Below are 17,395 nucleotides of genomic sequence, written 5' to 3'. Positions count from 1 at the left end.
GACGATGCAGGAACAGAAAATCATGACGACGACGCTCGATATCCATCAAATCCTCAAGCTGCTGCCCCACCGCTACCCGTTCCTGCTGGTGGATCGCGTGCTGGACATGGAAAAGGGCAAGCGCATCACGGCGCTCAAGAACGTGACGATGAACGAGCCGTTCTTCAACGGCCACTTTCCGCACCGGCCGGTGATGCCGGGCGTGCTCATGCTCGAAGCCATGGCGCAAGCGGCCGCACTGCTGTCGTTTCATTCGCTCGACATCGTGCCCGACGACAACACGGTCTACTACTTCGCGGCCATCGATGGCGCGCGCTTCAAGCGCCCCGTGGAGCCGGGCGACCAGCTCACGCTCGAAGTCGAGATCGAGCGCATGAAGGCCGGCATCTCCAAGTTCAAGGGCCGTGCGCTGGTGGGCAGCGAACTGGCCTGCGAGGCCACGCTGATGTGCGCCATGCGCCAGATCAACTGATCCTGGGCGGTTACGACAAGGCATGACGCAGGTTCATTCCACAGCGCTCGTCGACCCGAAGGCACAGCTGGACGCCTCCGTTTCGGTCGGGCCCTACACCGTGATCGGTCCGCACGTGCGGGTGGGCGCCGGCACGACCATCGGTGCGCATTGCGTGATCGAAGGGCGCACCACCATCGGCCGCGACAACCGGATCTTTCAGTTCTCCTCGCTCGGCGCCATTCCGCAGGACAAGAAATACGCGGGCGAGCCTACAGAGCTCGTCATCGGCGACCGCAACGTCATCCGCGAGTTCTGCACCTTCAACCTCGGCGTGCCGGGCGCGGGCGGCGTCACGCGGGTGGGCAACGACAACTGGATCATGGCGTACACGCACATCGCGCACGACTGCCGTGTCGATGACCACACCACGCTGGCCAACAACACCACGCTGGCCGGCCACGTGCATCTGGCCGACTGGGTCACGATCGGCGGCCTGACCGGCATCCACCAGTTCGTCTCGGTCGGCGCCCATGCCATGGTCGGCTTTGCCAGCGCCGTGTCGCAGGACGTGCCCCCCTTCATGCTGGTCGATGGCAATCCGTTGGCGGTGCGCGGCTTCAATGTGGTGGGCCTGCGGCGCCGCGATTTTTCGGCGCCGCGCCTGGCCGCGGTCAAGCAGATGCACCGCCTGCTATACCGGCAGGGCAAGACGCTCGAAGAAGCGCGCGCCGGCATCGCCGCGCTGGCTGCCGAAACGCCGGAAGCGGCCGCAGACGTGGCGTTGATGGACCAGTTCCTGGCTCAATCGACACGCGGCATCGCGCGTTGAAGTAGCACAGGCAGCGGCATGGGCAAGGACGAACAGCGACGCTTCGCGCTGGTCGCGGGAGAAGCTTCCGGCGACCTGCTCGCGGGCCTTCTGCTCGACGGCCTGCAGGCGCGTTGGCCGTCGCTCCAGACCATGGGCATCGGCGGACCCCGCATGCTCGCGCACGGGCTGCAGAGCTGGTGGCCGCAGGAAAAGCTCGCGGTGCGCGGCTACATCGAAGTGCTGCGGCACTATGCCGAGATCGCGGGCATCCGGCGCCAGCTCAAGGCGCGGCTGCTGCGCGAGTGGCCCGAACTCTTCATCGGCGTCGACGCCCCCGATTTCAACCTCGATCTCGAAGCGGGACTGCGCAGCCGCGGCATGAAGACCGTGCACTTCGTCTGCCCGTCGATCTGGGCCTGGCGTGCCGACCGCATCGAAAAGATCCGGGCCGCGGCCGATCACGTGCTGTGCATCTTTCCATTCGAGCCGGCGCTGCTGGCCGAACATGGCGTGCAGGGCAGCTACGTCGGCCATCCGCTGGCCAATGTGATTCCGATGGCGCCCGACCGCGCCGGGGCCCGCGCGGCCCTCGGCCTCGCGCCGGATGCGCAGGTCGTGGCCCTGCTGCCGGGCAGCCGCCGCTCGGAAGTGCGCTACCTCGCTGCGCGGTTCTTCGACGCCGCGGCGCAGATGCTCAAGGCGCGGCCCGCGCTCCAGTTCGTCGCGCCCATCCTGCCGGGGCTGCGCGTCGAGGTCGAGGCGCTGCTGCAGGCCAGCGGAGCGGCGGGGCGCGTGCAACTGCTCGACGGCCAGTCGCATGCCGCGCTGGCCGCCTGCGACGCCACCCTGATCGCCAGCGGCACCGCCACGCTCGAGGCGGCGCTGTTCAAGCGGCCGATGGTCATCGCGTACAACATGAATGCGCTTTCATGGCGCCTGATGCAGCGCAAGCAGCTCCAGCCGTGGGTCGGCCTGCCCAACATCCTGTCGCGCGAATTCGTGGTGCCCGAGCTGCTGCAGGAGGCCGCCACGCCGCAGGCGCTGGCCGACGCCACGCTCGCCTGGCTCGACGCGCCCGAGAAAACGCGGGCGCTGCAACAAAAATTTTCAGAGCTGCACGTGCAACTGCAGCGCGATACGCCCACACTTTGCGCCGATGCGATCCAGAAAGTTCTTGAAGGCTGAGCAGGCGGCCCTCGTGTGGGATGCGCCGGGCCTCGTTGCGGGCGTCGACGAGGCGGGCCGCGGGCCGCTGGCCGGCCCGGTCGTGGCGGCGGCCGTCATCCTCGACGACCAGCGCCCGATCCGTGGCCTGGCCGATTCCAAGACGCTCACGGCCCTGCAGCGCGAACGCCTGCACGACCAGATCCTTGCCAAGGCGCTGTGCTGCTCGGTGGCGCAGGCCACGGTCGAGGAAATCGACACCCACAACATCCTGCAGGCCACCATGCTCGCCATGCGCCGCGCGGTCGAGGGCCTGCGCCTGAAGCCCGCCAAGGTGCTGGTCGACGGCAACCGCCTGCCCACGCTGGACGTGCTGGCCGAGGCCATCGTCAAGGGTGATGCGCGGGTCAAGGCCATTTCCGCCGCCTCGATCCTGGCCAAGGTCCATCGCGACCGGCTGTGCGAGCAGCTGCACCTGGAGTTTCCGCACTACGGCTTTGCCGGCCACAAGGGCTACGGAACGCCGGAGCACCTGGAGGCGCTGCAGCGCCACGGCGCGTGCATTCATCACCGCAGGTCGTTCAGCCCGGTGGCCGCGGCACTGGCGCGCACTGCGGACGGTGCGGCGGCGCTCATGCTCGATGCCACGACGCAGGTCCCGGCCGACATTCCAGCGGTCGAGACCGTGCACCTCGACCTGCGCACCGCGCCCTGAGCCAAAGCATGACCAGTCCCACCGGCGCGAACCACATCAGTTCGCGCGACAACCCGCTGCTCAAGGACCTGCGCAAGCTGGCCCAGGACCCGGGTGCCTACCGCCGGCTCGGCCGCGTCTGGCTCGAGGGCGACCATCTCTGCCGGGCGGCGCTTGCGCGCGGCATCCGGCCCGCGGTCGCCGTCTTTTCGGAGTCCTTCTGGCCGTCGGCACCCGCTGAATGGGTGAGTTCTGCTATCAAAACGGTAGTGGTAGACGACGATCTGCTGCGGGCCGTCAGCGGCCTGGAGTCGCCTGCGCCGATGGGCTTCGTGCTCGATCTGCCGGCGCGGCCGACTTTGCTTCCCGATGCGCCCAGCGTGGTGCTCGACCGCCTGCAGGACGCCGGCAACGCCGGCTCCATCCTGCGCAGCGCGGCGGCTTTCGGGTTCAAGCAGGTGATCGCGCTCAAGGGCACGGCGGCACTGTGGGCGCCGAAGGTGCTGCGCGCCGGCATGGGCGCGCATTTCGGGCTGCGGCTGATCGAAGGCGTGGAGGCCGATGCGCTCGACGAACTGAAGGTGCCGCTGGTGGCCACCAGTTCCCACCGGGGCGACTGGCTGCACCAGGCGAGGCTGCCGCATCCTTGCGCATGGCTGCTGGGGCATGAAGGGCAGGGCGTTTCAGCGGCGCTGGAAGCCCGCGCCAGCCATCACATCCGGATTGCGCAGCCGGGCGGCGAGGAATCGCTGAACGTGGCGGCCGCGGCGGCGATCTGCCTGCATGCGAGCGGCGCGGCGGCGCTGGCCCAGGCGGCTTGCTGATCTTCGAATGCCGCATAGGCATGGGCTGCGAATGTTTTCCGGCCCTCCGGCTCGAGAGGGCGATGCCGCCGGGCTACAATCGGGGGCTTACTCGCAATAGCGTCGCCCGGCCGCCTTTAACGCCAAAATCCCCTTAAGCAGCAGTCCGCAGGCAACGCGCCTGGGGCTCCGGGCGACCGTAACCATCCGGAGAACCCAGTGCTTTTGTCTCTCAAGGGAAGTTTCCCGCCCGCCATCCTGGCGCTCGCAGACGGCACGGTCTTTCAAGGCAATTCGATCGGAGCCGCCGGCTCCACGACCGGCGAGGTGGTGTTCAACACCGCCATGACCGGTTACCAGGAAATCCTCACCGACCCGAGTTACTGCCAGCAGATCGTGACGCTCACGTATCCGCACATCGGCAACTACGGCGTCAACGGGGAAGACATCGAAGCCGACAAGATCCATGCCGCGGGCCTGATCATCAAGGACCTGCCCCTCGTCGCCTCCAACTTCCGCAAGACCGCCACGCTGAGCGAATACCTCGTGGCCGGCAAGACGGTGGCCATCGCGAACATCGACACCCGCAAGCTCACGCGCCACCTGCGCACCCACGGCGCGCAGAACGGCTGCATCCTGGGCCTGGCCGCGGGCGAGGCCGTGACGCAGGCGCTGGTCGACAAGGCCATCGCCGCCGCCAAGGCCGCGCCGAGCATGGCCGGGCTCGACCTGGCCAAGGTGGTGTCGGTCACGCAGACCTACGAATGGACCGAGACCGAGTGGAAGCTGGGCGCGGGCTACGGCGTGCAGATCACGCCGAAGTTCCACGTGGTGGCCTTCGACTACGGCGTTAAGAAGAACATCCTGCGCATGATCGCGCAGCGCGGCGCCCGCATCACCGTGGTGCCGGCGCAGACGCCCGCGGCCGACGTGCTCAAGCTCAAGCCCGACGGCATCTTCCTGGCCAATGGCCCGGGCGATCCGGAGCCCTGCGACTACGCCATCAGCGCGGTCAAGGAACTGATCGAGACCGGCATTCCCACCTTCGGCATCTGCCTGGGTCACCAGATCATGGCGCTGGCCTCGGGTGCGAAGACCTTCAAGATGAAGTTCGGCCACCATGGTGCGAACCATCCGGTGAAGGACCTGGACGACGGCCGCGTGAGCATCACCAGCCAGAACCACGGCTTCGCGGTCGACGAGAAGTCGCTGCCCGCCAACCTGCGCGCGACCCACATCAGCCTGTTCGACAACACGCTGCAGGGCCTTGCGCGCACCGACAAGCCGGCGTTCTGCTTCCAGGGCCACCCGGAAGCCTCGCCCGGCCCGCACGACATCGGCTACCTGTTCGACCGCTTCACCGCGCTCATGGAGCAGGCACGTGGCTGATGCGCCCGCGGTGCTCGACGTCTCGGTCATCGCCGCCTTGCGCGATGCCGAGGGCAAGATCTATGTGCTGCGCGGCCTCAAGGTCATGCTGGCGCAGGACCTTGCCGCGCTCTACGGCGTCGAGACCCGGGTGCTGCTGCAGGCCATGCGCCGCAACCTCGATCGTTTTCCGGCGGACTTCGCCTTCACCCTCGAGAACCACGACCTCGAGGTTTTGAGATCACAGCTTGTGATCTCAAAACCCGAGAAGCCCGGCTCCGGCGGCGCGCGCTACCGCAGCGTGGCCTTCACCGAGCAGGGCGTGGCCATGTTGTCGAGCGTGCTGCGCAGCGAACGCGCCGTGGCCGTCAACATCGAGATCATGCGGACCTTCGTCAAGCTGCGCAGCATGCTGTCGGAGCACGCCGATCTCAAGCGCAAGCTGAATGCGCTGGAACAGCGATACGACCAGAACTTTCGCGATGTATTCAACGCGATCCATCAATTGATGGATGAGCCGAAGCCGGGCGCCTACAGCGGCCGCGGCATCGGTTTCACCAAGGACAAATAAGATGCCCAAGCGCTCAGACCTCCAATCCATTCTCATCATCGGCGCCGGCCCGATCATCATCGGCCAGGCCTGCGAGTTCGACTACTCCGGCGTGCAGGCTTGCAAGGCACTGCGCGAGGAGGGCTACAAGGTCATCCTGATCAACAGCAACCCCGCGACGATCATGACCGACCCGGCCACGGCCGACGTGACCTACATCGAGCCGATCACCTGGCAGACGGTCGAGAAGATCATCGCCAAGGAACGCCCCGACGCGATCCTGCCGACCATGGGCGGCCAGACCGCGCTCAACTGCGCGCTCGACCTCTGGCGCAACGGCGTGCTCGACAAGTACACCGGCGCGGCCACCAACAAGCCGGTCGAGCTGATCGGCGCCACGCCCGAAGCCATCGACAAGGCCGAGGACCGCCTGAAGTTCAAGGACGCGATGACCAAGATCGGCCTGGGCTCGGCGCGTTCGGGCATCGCCCACTCGATGGACGAAGCCTGGGCCGTGCAGAAGTCGGTCGGCTTCCCGACGGTGATCCGCCCCAGCTTCACGCTCGGCGGCACCGGCGGCGGCATCGCCTACAACCCGGAAGAGTTCGAGACCATCTGCAAGCGCGGCATCGAAGCCTCGCCGACCAACGAGCTGCTGATCGAAGAGTCGCTGCTCGGCTGGAAGGAGTACGAGATGGAAGTCGTGCGCGACAAGGCCGACAACTGCATCATCGTCTGCTCGATCGAAAACCTCGATCCGATGGGCGTGCACACCGGCGACTCGATCACCGTGGCCCCAGCGCAGACGCTCTCCGACAAGGAATACCAGATCCTGCGCAACGCCTCGCTGGCCGTGCTGCGCGAGATCGGCGTCGATACCGGCGGCTCGAACGTGCAGTTCTCGATCAACCCGAAGGACGGCCGCATGGTCGTGATCGAGATGAACCCGCGCGTCTCGCGTTCGTCGGCGCTGGCCTCCAAGGCCACGGGCTTCCCGATCGCCAAGGTCGCGGCCAAGCTGGCCGTGGGCTACACGCTCGACGAGCTGCGCAACGAAATCACGGGTGGTGCCACGCCCGCATCGTTCGAGCCGTCGATCGACTACGTGGTCACCAAGATCCCGCGTTTCGCGTTCGAGAAATTCCCGCAGGCCGATTCGCGCCTCACCACGCAGATGAAGTCGGTGGGCGAGGTCATGGCCATGGGCCGCACCTTCCAGGAATCGTTCCAGAAGGCGCTGCGCGGCCTCGAAGTGGGCGTGGACGGCCTCAACGAGAAGACGCAGGACCGCGAAGTGCTCGAGAAGGAACTGGGCGAGCCCGGCCCCGAGCGCATCTGGTACGTGGGCGATGCCTTCGCCATGGGCCTGAGCGTCGATGAAGTGTTCGCACTGACCAAGATCGACCCGTGGTTCCTGGTGCAGATCGAGGAGATCGTGAAGATCGAGCTCGAGCTGGAAACCAAGTCGCTGGACGACATCGACAAGGACACGCTGCTCGCGCTCAAGAAAAAGGGCTTCTCCGACCGCCGCCTCGCCAAACAGCTCAAGACCACCGACACGGCCGTGCGCGAAAAGCGCCGCGCGCTGGGCGTTCGCCCGGTCTACAAGCGCGTGGACACCTGCGCGGCCGAGTTCGCGACCAACACGGCCTACATGTACTCGACCTACGAGGACGAGTGCGAAGCCGACCCCACCGACAAGAAGAAGATCATGGTGCTCGGCGGCGGCCCCAACCGCATCGGCCAGGGCATCGAGTTCGACTACTGCTGCGTGCATGCCGCTCTTGCGATGCGCGAGGACGGCTACGAGACCATCATGGTCAACTGCAATCCCGAGACCGTGTCGACCGACTACGACACCTCCGACCGCCTGTACTTCGAGCCGCTCACGCTCGAGGACGTGCTCGAGATCGTCGACAAGGAAAAGCCGCTCGGCGTGATCGTGCAGTACGGCGGCCAGACGCCGCTCAAGCTCGCGCTCGACCTCGAAGCCAATGGCGTGCCGATCATCGGCACCTCGCCCGACATGATCGACGCCGCTGAAGACCGCGAGCGCTTCCAGAAGCTGCTGCACGAGCTCAAGCTGCTGCAGCCGCCGAATGCCACCGCGCGCACCGAACCCGAGGCGCTCGAAAAGGCCGCGGCGCTGGGCTATCCGCTGGTGGTGCGCCCGAGCTATGTGCTCGGCGGCCGCGCGATGGAAATCGTGCACGAGCAGCGCGACCTCGAGCGCTACATGCGCGAGGCCGTGAAGGTCAGCAACGACTCGCCGGTGCTGCTCGACCGCTTCCTGAACGACGCCGTCGAATGCGACGTCGACTGCCTGCGCGACGCCGAGGGCCAGACGCTGATCGGCGGCGTGATGGAGCACATCGAGCAGGCCGGCGTGCATTCGGGCGACTCCGCCTGCTCGCTGCCGCCCTACAGCCTGAGCGCCGAGACCATTGCCGAACTGAAGCGCCAGAGCGCCGCCATGGCCGCCGCGCTCAACGTGGTCGGCCTGATGAACGTGCAGTTCGCCATCCAGCAGAAGGACGGCAAGGACGTCATCTACGTGCTCGAAGTGAACCCGCGGGCTTCGCGCACCGTGCCCTACGTGAGCAAGGCCACCGGCATCCAGCTCGCCAAGGTGGCAGCGCGCTGCATGGCCGGCCAGTCGCTCGCGTCGCAGGGCGTGACCAAGGAAGTCACGCCGCCGTACTTCAGCGTGAAGGAGGCCGTGTTCCCGTTCGTCAAGTTCCCGGGCGTGGACACCATCCTCGGCCCCGAGATGAAGTCGACCGGCGAAGTGATGGGCGTGGGCAAGACCTTCGGCGAAGCCTTCGTGAAATCGCAGCTCGGTGCCGGCACGCACCTGCCGAAGTCGGGCAAGGTCTTCATCTCGGTGAAGAACAACGACAAGGCGCGCGCCGTGGAAGTGGCGCGCGGCCTGGTCAAGCTGGGCTTCGAGATCATCGCGACCAAGGGCACGGCCGCCGCCATCGGCGCCGCAGGCATCGAATGCGCGACGGTGAACAAGGTGACCGAGGGCCGCCCGCACATCGTGGACATGATCAAGAACAACGAGATCGCGCTGGTCATCAACACGGTGGAAGAGCGCCGCAACGCGATCAACGACTCGCGCCAGATCCGCACCTCGGCATTGCTGGCGCGCGTGACCACCTTCACCACGATCTTCGGCGCCGAAGCCGCGGTCGAGGGCATGGGCTTCATGGACGAGCTCGGCGTGATCTCGGTGCAGGAGATGCACGCGCAGCTGGCAGCCGCCTGAGCGTGGCCATGGAAACGCAGCTCGTCGAACTGGGCCTTGCGGACTGGAGCGCGGCCACGCCCAACGAGGCGTGGATCGCGCAGCTCGAAGCGGGCAAGGTGCTGTACTTCCCGCGACTGGGTTTCGAGCTGCGGCCCGAAGAGCGCAGCCTGCTGACGCCCAGCCTGCTGTCGCCCGACGTGCGCAACATCAGCCTCGATGCCAACGGCAAGCTCAAGGGCGTGGCCGGCGACGAGGCGGTGCAGCGTGCCGCCGCCGCGATGGTGGGGCGGTTCCGTGCGCAGGCGCAGCAGCTGATCCACGGCCTGCTGCCGCACTACACACCGGCCCTGCGCCTGGCACCGACCAGCTACCGGCCGGCAAAGGTCGAGACGCGCGTGCAGTCGTGGCGCGCCGACGACCGGCGCCTGCACGTCGATGCCTTCCCGTCGCGGCCCAACTATGGCGAGCGCATCCTGCGCGTCTTCACCAACGTCAACCCCGAGGGCGCACCGCGCGTGTGGCGCGTGGGCGAGCCTTTCGAGGACATTGCCAAGCGCTTCCTGCCGCGTGCCAAGCCCTATGTGCGCTGGCAGGCCAGGCTGCTGCAGGCGCTGCATGTGACCAAGTCGTTTCGCAGCGAGTACGACCACCTGATGCTTCAGCTGCACGACGGCATGAAGGCCGACATGGCCTACCAGGAAAACTCGCCGCAGGAGAGGGCCGAGTTCCCGCCGGGTTCGGTGTGGGTGTGCTTTTCCGACCAGACCTCGCATGCTGTCATGGCGGGCCAGTACATGCTCGAGCAGACCCTTCATCTGCCCGCGTCGAAGCAATACAATCCGGATTCGAGCCCGCTCGCCATCCTGAGCCGGCTGACCGGACGCACACTCGTCTGATCCTGTCCCCCAATCGACCGCCGAACGGCAGCGTTCGGCGGTTTCGCTTTATGGAGAACCAAACATGGCCACCATTCCAATTACCAAGCGCGGTGCCGAGAAGCTGCGCGCCGAGCTGCATCAGCTCAAGACCGTGGACCGCCCCTGGGTCATCAATGCGATCTCCGAAGCCCGTGCGCAGGGCGACCTGAGCGAGAACGCCGAATACGAAGTTGCCAAGGACCGCCAGGGCTTCATCGAGGGCCGCATCCAGGAGGTCGAGGGCAAGCTCTCGGCCGCGCAGATCATCGACCCGGCCGAGCTCGACGCCGGCGGCAAGGTGGTGTTCGGCTCCACGGTGGAACTCGAGGAAGAAGAATCGGGCGAGGCCGTCAAGTACCAGATCGTCGGCGAGGACGAGGCCGACCTGAAGCTGGGCCTGATCAACATCTCCAGCCCGATTGCGCGCGCGCTCATCGGCAAGGAAGAGGGCGACACTGCCGAAGTGCAGGCGCCCGGCGGCCTCAAGCGCTACGAGATCGTGGCCGTTCGCTACATCTGACAGGCAGGATGAAAGACCGCCTCGCGCTGCTGCTGGCTGCCTTCTGGTGGGGCAGCCTCACGACGATCGGTTTCCTGGTCGTGCCGATGCTCTTCGCGAGGCTCGGCAATCCCGCGGTGGCCGGAAATTTTGCGGGCCAGCTGTTCGAGGCGCAGAGCTGGATTGCGATTGGCTGCGGCCTGCTTCTTCTGGTTCACTTCCGCACGAAGATGGACCAGCGCATCGACAGCGCCTCGATGGGCGCCATCTTCCTGATCCTCGGTGCGCTCCTGCTGGCTTTGCTCCAGCAATATGCCGTGGCGCCGCGCATCCTCGCGCGCGACAACCTCAAGCTGTGGCACGCCGTGGGAAGCGGCATGTACGTGGGTCAGTGGCTCTGTGCCGGCGCGCTGCTGTGGCGCATGGGCGGCCGGGCGCCTGCTGCGGCCTGAACGCCGACGGCAGCAGGACGACTTGCGCCGTCCCTGCCGCCATCCCGTTCATTCCTTCCAGAACCTGGCGATCCAGTTCGCCCGCCGGATATAGCGGAAAGCCCGGTTGCGCCGGCCCGCCAGCGCGTCGGGCGGATTGCATTCGCCGTGGAACACCATGATGCGCGCGCCCTCCGGCACGAAGGGCTCTTCCCAGTAGTTGGTCGGCCACATCGGGATGCCGTGGTACTTGAAGCTCGGGCACCAGGCCGCGGGCCAGTAGCCCAGCTTGCCTTGCTTGTGCAGCATGGCGGACAGGTACGTCTGCTCGTTGCGGTACTCGGCCTGGACCTTGTCCATGTTGGCGCGGAAATACGCCAGGACGTCGGCATGGGCACCGAGCTCGAAGCGGTAGACCGACGAGTTTCCCGTGATCCGCTGGCGCCGCCAGGGGCGCGCGTAGTCGTGGATGATCAGGAATTCGCCGGGGTATTCGAAGAAGGCATCGAGGCTGCCGACGACGACCACGTCCACATCCAGGAACAGGGCGGTGCCGCGCAGGCCGTGCAGGTCTTTTTCGAAGGTGGTGAGCTTCTTCCACGCGCCGTCGCGCTGGCCGGGCGCCAGCTGCAGGTTGAGCGGCGGGATCGGCAGGCAGGTCACCTCGGGGCGGATGCCGGTGCCGTCGTCCGTCAGGCACACGAACTTGAAATCGCCGCTGAGATTGCGGCGCACCATCGCGTAGAGGCGGTTGACGTATTCAGGGCCGTATTTCGTGCCCCACTTCATGCAGAGAATGTGGCGCTGGGCGCCTTGCGCTGGCGCCAAGTTCAGTCTGCCTGGTTGCGTTTCTTGGCGGAGAGCGGCCGCTTGGCCTTGGCACGCTTGATGGTGCCGCCGGGCGTGAGCCGCTGGTTGCCGAGCACGCGCAGGGTCTTGATTTCGGGCCGCTGGCCGCCGCGCTTGCTGTACTTCAGCACCTTGATGTCGCGCGGGCCGGGCATGCGGTCTTCATCGACCACGCGCTCTTTCTCGGGCTTGGGGCGCCACAGCACCAGCAGTTTGCCGATGTGCTGGATGGGGGCGGCGCCGAGTTCGTCGGCGAGCTCTTGCAGCATGGCATCGCGGGCCAGGCGGTCGTCGGAGAAGACGCGGATCTTGATCAGGCCATGGGCCTTGAGCGCCGCGTCGGCCTCTTTCTTCACGGCAGGGGTGAGCCCGTCTCCACCGACCATGACGATCGGATCCAGGTGGTGAGCTTCGGCGCGGTGCACCTTGCGCTCGGCAGGGGTAAGTTGAATGGCGGGCATCCCCGTATTATCGAGGGTAGAAAGCAACCTCTCGAGCCGCCGGGCCAGTCCCAGGGCGAATACCGCAGCGCGAAGCACGGGAGGCCACCCATGAGCACCAAGGCAAAAAGCAAAAAAGTCAACAAGGCGTGGCTGCACGACCACATCAACGACCCGTACGTGAAACTGGCCACGCGCGAGGGATACCGCGCACGCGCCGCCTACAAACTCAAGGAAATCGACGAATCGCTCGGCCTGGTCAGGCCGGGCCAGTTGGTGGTCGACCTGGGTTCCACGCCGGGGGCCTGGAGCCAGTACCTGCGGCGGCGCATGTCGCCCGACGGCGCGGCGGCCGGCGAGCTGAACGGCACCATCATCGCGCTGGACATCCTGCCGATGGAGCCGATCGAGGGCGTGACCTTCCTGCAGGGAGATTTCCGCGAGACGGAACTGCTGGAACAGGTGCTGGGCGTGCTGGCCGGCCGGAAGGCCGACCTGGTGGTTTCCGACATGGCGCCCAACCTGTCGGGCATCCATTCGGCCGATGCGGCCCGCGTGGCGCACCTGATCGAGCTTGCAATCGACTTTGCCCAGCACCACCTGAAGCCCGAAGGGGCCTTGGTGGCCAAGCTCTTCCATGGCAGCGGCTATGACGAGCTGGTAAAGCTGTTCAAGGCGAACTTCCGCACCGTGAAGCCCTTCAAACCCAAGGCCTCGCGCGACAAATCGTCGGAAACCTTCCTTGTCGGCATGGGTCTGAAGGCTCAGGAAACGCTTTGATACCTTGACGCCAAGGCCCTGAAAGCGCGCCCATGGGGCGCAAACCCTTGTCCGGCTATGGCTGCTTTAGGGAAATGCCCGCTTTTCGCAGCTTGAAAAGCCTAAAATGGGGCGCAATTGCGTATCCATAGCGCGTTCTTTTCACAATCTTGTCACGCGCTTTCGACTGGAGCTTCGTTTGAACAATCAGTGGTTTTCCAAAGTTGCCGTATGGCTCGTCATTGCCATGGTGTTGTTCACTGTGTTCAAGCAGTTCGACACCCGCGGCGGCGTCGGCTCAGGGACGGTGAGCTATTCGGAGTTCCTGGATCAGGTCCGAAACAACCAGATCAAGAGTGCCGTCATTCCTGAAGGCGCCGGCGGCGGAGAAATCGTGGCCGTCACCAACGAGGATCGCAAGATCCGCACGACCGCCACCGTGCTCGACCGTGGCCTGGTGGGCGACCTGATCGACCACAACGTCAAGTTCGACGTCAAGCCGCGCGAAGAGGGCTCGCTCCTCATGACGTTGCTGGTGAGCTGGGGGCCGATGCTGCTCCTGATCGGGGTGTGGATCTACTTCATGCGGCAGATGCAGGGCGGCGGCAAGGGCGGGGCGTTCAGCTTCGGCAAGAGCAAGGCCCGCATGATGGACGAGAACAACAACACGGTCACTTTCGCCGACGTCGCGGGCTGCGACGAGGCCAAGGAAGAAGTCCGCGAGGTGGTCGACTTCCTGAAGGACCCGCAGCGCTTCCAGAAGCTCGGCGGCCGCATTCCGCGCGGCCTGCTGCTGGTCGGCCCTCCGGGTACCGGCAAGACCTTGCTGGCCAAGTCGATTGCCGGCGAAGCCAAGGTCCCGTTCTTCTCGATCTCGGGTTCGGACTTCGTCGAAATGTTCGTCGGCGTGGGCGCGGCCCGCGTGCGCGACATGTTCGAGAACGCCAAGAAGAACGCGCCCTGCATCATCTTCATCGACGAAATCGATGCGGTGGGCCGCCAGCGCGGCGCCGGCCTGGGTGGCGGCAACGACGAGCGCGAGCAAACCCTGAACCAGATGCTGGTCGAGATGGACGGCTTCGAAACCAACCTGGGCGTGATCGTGGTGGCTGCCACCAACCGCCCGGACATCCTGGACGCCGCGCTGCTGCGCCCGGGCCGCTTCGACCGCCAAGTTTACGTGACGCTGCCCGACATCCGCGGCCGCGAGCAGATCCTGGGCGTTCACATGCGCAAGGTGCCGCTCGGCCAGGACGTGAACCCGAGCGTCATCGCGCGCGGCACACCCGGCATGTCCGGCGCCGACCTGGCCAACCTCTGCAACGAAGCCGCGCTGATGGCCGCACGCCGCAATGCACGCGTGGTCGAGATGCAGGACTTCGAGAAGGCCAAGGACAAGATCTTCATGGGCCCCGAGCGCAAGAGCATGGTCATGCCCGAGGAAGAGCGCCGCAACACGGCCTACCACGAGTCCGGCCACGCGCTCATCGGCAAGCTGCTGCCCAAGTGCGACCCGGTCCACAAGGTCACCATCATCCCGCGCGGCCGCGCCCTGGGCGTGACCATGAGCCTGCCGGCGCAGGACCGCTACAGCTATGACCGCGAGTACATGCTGAACCAGATCAGCATGCTGTTCGGCGGCCGCATCGCCGAAGAAGTGTTCATGCACCAGATGACCACCGGCGCCAGCAACGACTTCGAGCGCGCGACCTCCATCGCCCGCGACATGGTCACGCGCTACGGTATGACCGATGCGCTGGGCCCGATGGTCTACGCCGAGAACGAAGGCGAAGTGTTCCTCGGCCGCTCGGTCACCAAGACCACCAACATGAGCGAGCAGACGATGGAAAAGGTCGACGCCGAAGTTCGCCGCATCATCGACGAGCAGTACGCCCTGGCGCGCCGCCTGATCGAGGAAAACAGCGACAAGATGCACGTCATGGCCAAGGCCCTGCTCGAGTGGGAAACCATCGACACGGAACAGCTCGACGACATCATGGCCGGCCGCGCGCCGCGCCCGCCCAAGGACTGGACGCCGCGCATTCCGCCGTCGGGCAGCGGCGGCAGCGGCGGCACGCCGGCAGTCAATCCGGATCCGGCACCCACAGTTGCCTGAAGTGAATCCGGTGTTCAACACCAACGGGGCCATGGGCCCCGTTTTCGATGATGAAGGTGCCGCATGACGATGGCCCGCGCGACGGTCTGGCAGGCCGGCCGTTTTGCAATCGATCTCGCGCAGCCGCGCGTGATGGGCATCGTCAACGTCACACCCGATTCCTTCTCCGACGGCGGCGCGCACGCTTCCACCGAGGCCGCGCTGCAGCATTGCGAGCAGCTGCTGAAGGAGGGCGCCGACATCCTCGACATCGGCGGCGAATCGACCCGCCCCGGCAGCCCGGCCGTGCCGCTCGATGCCGAACTGGCGCGCGTGCTGCCGGTGGTCCGGGAAGCCGTCAAGTTCAACGTGCCGCTGTCCATTGACACCTACAAGCCGGAAGTCATGCGCGCGGTGCTCGAACTGGGCGCCGACATCGTCAACGACGTCTGGGCGCTGCGCCGGCCCGGCGCGCGCGATGCGGTGGCGGCGCATCCCTCGTGCGGCGTCTGCCTGATGCACATGCATCGGGATCCGCAGACCATGCAGGCGTCGCCCATGCAGGGCGACGTGGTGCCGCAGGTGCTGTCGTTCTGGGCCGAGCAGGTGGCCCGGTTGCAGGCGCTGAAGGTCGATCCGTCGCGGATCACGCTGGACCCGGGCATCGGCTTCGGCAAGACCGTGGCGCAGAATTTTGCGCTGCTGGCGCGCCAGCGCGAACTGCTCGAAGCCGGCTATCCGCTGCTGCTGGGGTGGTCCCGCAAGTCGTCGATCGGCACGGTCAGCGGCATTCCGGCGGCCGCCGAGCGCCTGGTGCCCAGCGTGACGGCGGCGGTGCTCGCGGTGGACCGCGGCGCGGCCATCGTTCGGGTGCACGACGTGCGCGACACCGTGGCGGCGATCGCCGTGTGGCGCGCCATGAAGGCTGAAGAGACACATCCATAACAAACCCGACAACAAGAACGAATCCATGACCCGCAAATACTTTGGCACCGACGGCATCCGCGGCACCGTCGGCCAGTCGCCCATCACACCCGATTTCGTGCTGCGCCTCGCGCATGCCGTGGGCCGCGTGCTCAAGAAGAGCGAGGCGCGCCCCACGGTGCTGATCGGCAAGGACACGCGCATCTCGGGCTACATGCTCGAGTCCGCGCTGGAGTCGGGTTTCAACTCCGCCGGGGTCGACGTGGTGCTGCTGGGGCCGCTGCCCACACCTGGCGTGGCGTACCTGACTCGCGCCCAGCGCGCGAGCCTGGGGGTGGTGATCAGCGCCAGCCACAACGCCTATCCGGACAACGGCATCAAGTTCTTCAGCGCGCAGGGAACCAAGCTCGACGATGCATGGGAGCTTGCGGTGGAGGCCGCGCTCGAAGAGGCCCCCGTGTGGGTCGACTCCGCCAACCTCGGCAAGGCACGCCGCCTCAACGATGCACCGGGCCGCTATATCGAGTTCTGCAAGAGCACCTTCGCCAACGACCTGACGCTGCGGGGCATGAAGCTCGTGGTCGATGCAGCGCATGGCGCGGCCTACCAGGTGGCGCCGAATGTGTTCCACGAACTGGGCGCCGAGGTCAACAGCATCGGCTGTGCACCCGACGGCCTCAATATCAACAAGGGCTTCGGCGCGACCCATCCGGCCGCCCTGGTCGAGGCCGTCACGGCGCAGAAGGCCGACTACGGCATTGCGCTCGACGGCGACGCCGACCGCCTGCAACTGGTCGATGCCAGCGGACGGCTGTTCAATGGCGACGAGCTGCTCTACCTCATGGTGGCCGAGCGCATTGCGCGTGGCGACAAGCCCGCGGGCGTGGTCGGCACGCTCATGACCAACAAGGCGATCGAGGTGGCGCTGCGCGGGCAGGGCATCGAACTGGTGCGCGCCAAGGTGGGCGACCGCTATGTGCTCGAGGAACTCGAAAAGCGCGGCTGGCTCCTGGGCGGCGAGGGCTCGGGCCACCTGCTGGCGCTCGACCGCCACACCACCGGGGACGGCATCGTGAGCGCGCTGCAGGTGCTGCAGGCCTGCGTGCGCAGCGGCAAGACGGTGGCGCAGCTGCTCGCGGAGATCACGCTGTTTCCGCAGGTGCTGATCAATGTCCGCCTGACGCCGGGGCAGGACTGGAAGAACAACGATGCGCTCGCCGGCGAGACGCAGCGCATCGAAGCCGAGCTCGGCGACAGCGGCCGCGTGCTGATCCGCGCGAGCGGCACCGAACCGCTGGTGCGCGTGATGGTCGAGGCGCGCGATGCGAAGCAGGCGCAGTCTTGCGCGCAGCGGCTTGCCGCCACCCTGGAACCCGCGCGGTGA

The 17,395-nt window shown here is 66.5% G+C and carries 17 protein-coding genes; 15 read left to right on the top strand and 2 right to left on the bottom strand.

Going from position 1 to position 17,395, the window contains the following annotated elements:
• The first annotated feature begins 22 nt into the window (after positions 1-22).
• The 11 genes from fabZ (at position 23) to RZE77_RS15135 (ending at position 10,965) form a co-directional block, all read left to right on the top strand.
• Positions 23-472: a 3-hydroxyacyl-ACP dehydratase FabZ gene (fabZ, locus tag RZE77_RS15185; RefSeq protein WP_021007523.1), complete on the top strand. Its 450-nt coding sequence runs from the start codon at positions 23-25 to the stop codon at positions 470-472.
• Positions 473-494: 22 nt separating this feature from the next.
• Positions 495-1,283 (top strand): acyl-ACP--UDP-N-acetylglucosamine O-acyltransferase, encoded by a 789-nt coding sequence (lpxA, locus tag RZE77_RS15180; RefSeq protein WP_319438180.1) that lies wholly within the window; start codon positions 495-497, stop codon positions 1,281-1,283.
• Between the two features lie 18 nt (positions 1,284-1,301).
• Positions 1,302-2,450, top strand: coding sequence for a lipid-A-disaccharide synthase (gene lpxB / locus RZE77_RS15175; protein WP_319438179.1), 1,149 nt, complete (start codon positions 1,302-1,304; stop codon positions 2,448-2,450).
• Positions 2,422-3,144 (top strand): ribonuclease HII, encoded by a 723-nt coding sequence (gene rnhB / locus RZE77_RS15170; protein WP_319438178.1) that lies wholly within the window; start codon positions 2,422-2,424, stop codon positions 3,142-3,144. The genes lpxB and rnhB overlap by 29 nt, the downstream gene beginning before the upstream one ends.
• An 8-nt stretch (positions 3,145-3,152) precedes the next feature.
• A complete protein-coding gene (locus tag RZE77_RS15165) occupies positions 3,153-3,947 on the top strand; it encodes a TrmH family RNA methyltransferase (RefSeq protein WP_319438177.1) in 795 nt (264 codons plus the stop codon).
• Between the two features lie 198 nt (positions 3,948-4,145).
• Positions 4,146-5,315: a glutamine-hydrolyzing carbamoyl-phosphate synthase small subunit gene (carA, locus tag RZE77_RS15160; RefSeq protein ID WP_012747723.1), complete on the top strand. Its 1,170-nt coding sequence runs from the start codon at positions 4,146-4,148 to the stop codon at positions 5,313-5,315.
• A complete protein-coding gene (locus RZE77_RS15155) occupies positions 5,308-5,865 on the top strand; it encodes an ORF6N domain-containing protein (RefSeq protein ID WP_319438176.1) in 558 nt (185 codons plus the stop codon). The genes carA and RZE77_RS15155 overlap by 8 nt, the downstream gene beginning before the upstream one ends.
• 1 nt (position 5,866) lies before the next feature.
• Positions 5,867-9,115: a carbamoyl-phosphate synthase large subunit gene (gene carB, locus RZE77_RS15150; RefSeq protein WP_319438175.1), complete on the top strand. Its 3,249-nt coding sequence runs from the start codon at positions 5,867-5,869 to the stop codon at positions 9,113-9,115.
• 8 nt (positions 9,116-9,123) lie between these two features.
• A complete protein-coding gene (locus RZE77_RS15145) occupies positions 9,124-9,993 on the top strand; it encodes a Kdo hydroxylase KdoO (RefSeq protein WP_319438174.1) in 870 nt (289 codons plus the stop codon).
• A 64-nt stretch (positions 9,994-10,057) separates the two neighbouring features.
• Positions 10,058-10,534 (top strand): transcription elongation factor GreA, encoded by a 477-nt coding sequence (gene greA, locus RZE77_RS15140; RefSeq protein ID WP_012747727.1) that lies wholly within the window; start codon positions 10,058-10,060, stop codon positions 10,532-10,534.
• Positions 10,535-10,542: 8 nt separating this feature from the next.
• Complete coding sequence (locus RZE77_RS15135) at positions 10,543-10,965, top strand: DUF4149 domain-containing protein (protein ID WP_319438173.1); 423 nt, start codon at positions 10,543-10,545, stop codon at positions 10,963-10,965.
• A 48-nt stretch (positions 10,966-11,013) separates the two neighbouring features.
• Here the strand turns inward: RZE77_RS15135 and RZE77_RS15130 are convergent, their stop codons facing one another.
• Positions 11,014-11,772: a glycosyltransferase gene (locus tag RZE77_RS15130; RefSeq protein ID WP_405545894.1), complete on the bottom strand. Its 759-nt coding sequence runs from the start codon at positions 11,770-11,772 to the stop codon at positions 11,014-11,016.
• 2 nt (positions 11,773-11,774) lie between these two features.
• Positions 11,775-12,254, bottom strand: coding sequence for a YhbY family RNA-binding protein (locus RZE77_RS15125; protein ID WP_012747730.1), 480 nt, complete (start codon positions 12,252-12,254; stop codon positions 11,775-11,777).
• 90 nt (positions 12,255-12,344) lie between these two features.
• Between RZE77_RS15125 and RZE77_RS15120 the strand changes: the two genes are divergently transcribed.
• From RZE77_RS15120 to glmM, 4 genes are all read left to right on the top strand, one after another.
• A complete protein-coding gene (locus RZE77_RS15120; RefSeq protein ID WP_319438172.1) occupies positions 12,345-13,013 on the top strand; it encodes an RlmE family RNA methyltransferase in 669 nt (222 codons plus the stop codon).
• 178 nt (positions 13,014-13,191) lie between these two features.
• Positions 13,192-15,108, top strand: coding sequence for an ATP-dependent zinc metalloprotease FtsH (ftsH, locus tag RZE77_RS15115; protein ID WP_012747732.1), 1,917 nt, complete (start codon positions 13,192-13,194; stop codon positions 15,106-15,108).
• A 63-nt stretch (positions 15,109-15,171) separates the two neighbouring features.
• Positions 15,172-16,032 (top strand): dihydropteroate synthase, encoded by an 861-nt coding sequence (gene folP / locus RZE77_RS15110; RefSeq protein WP_319438171.1) that lies wholly within the window; start codon positions 15,172-15,174, stop codon positions 16,030-16,032.
• Between the two features lie 25 nt (positions 16,033-16,057).
• Positions 16,058-17,395 carry a phosphoglucosamine mutase gene (gene glmM, locus RZE77_RS15105; RefSeq protein WP_319426218.1) on the top strand — a complete coding sequence of 446 codons (1,338 nt, stop codon included), beginning with the start codon at positions 16,058-16,060 and terminating at the stop codon, positions 17,393-17,395.

This window comes from Variovorax sp. SPNA7, assembly GCF_033807855.1.
Classification (GTDB): domain Bacteria; phylum Pseudomonadota; class Gammaproteobacteria; order Burkholderiales; family Burkholderiaceae_C; genus Variovorax; species Variovorax beijingensis.
The sequence above is the reverse complement of the archived record's forward strand: the minus strand, read 5'-3'. Positions and strand labels throughout refer to the sequence as shown.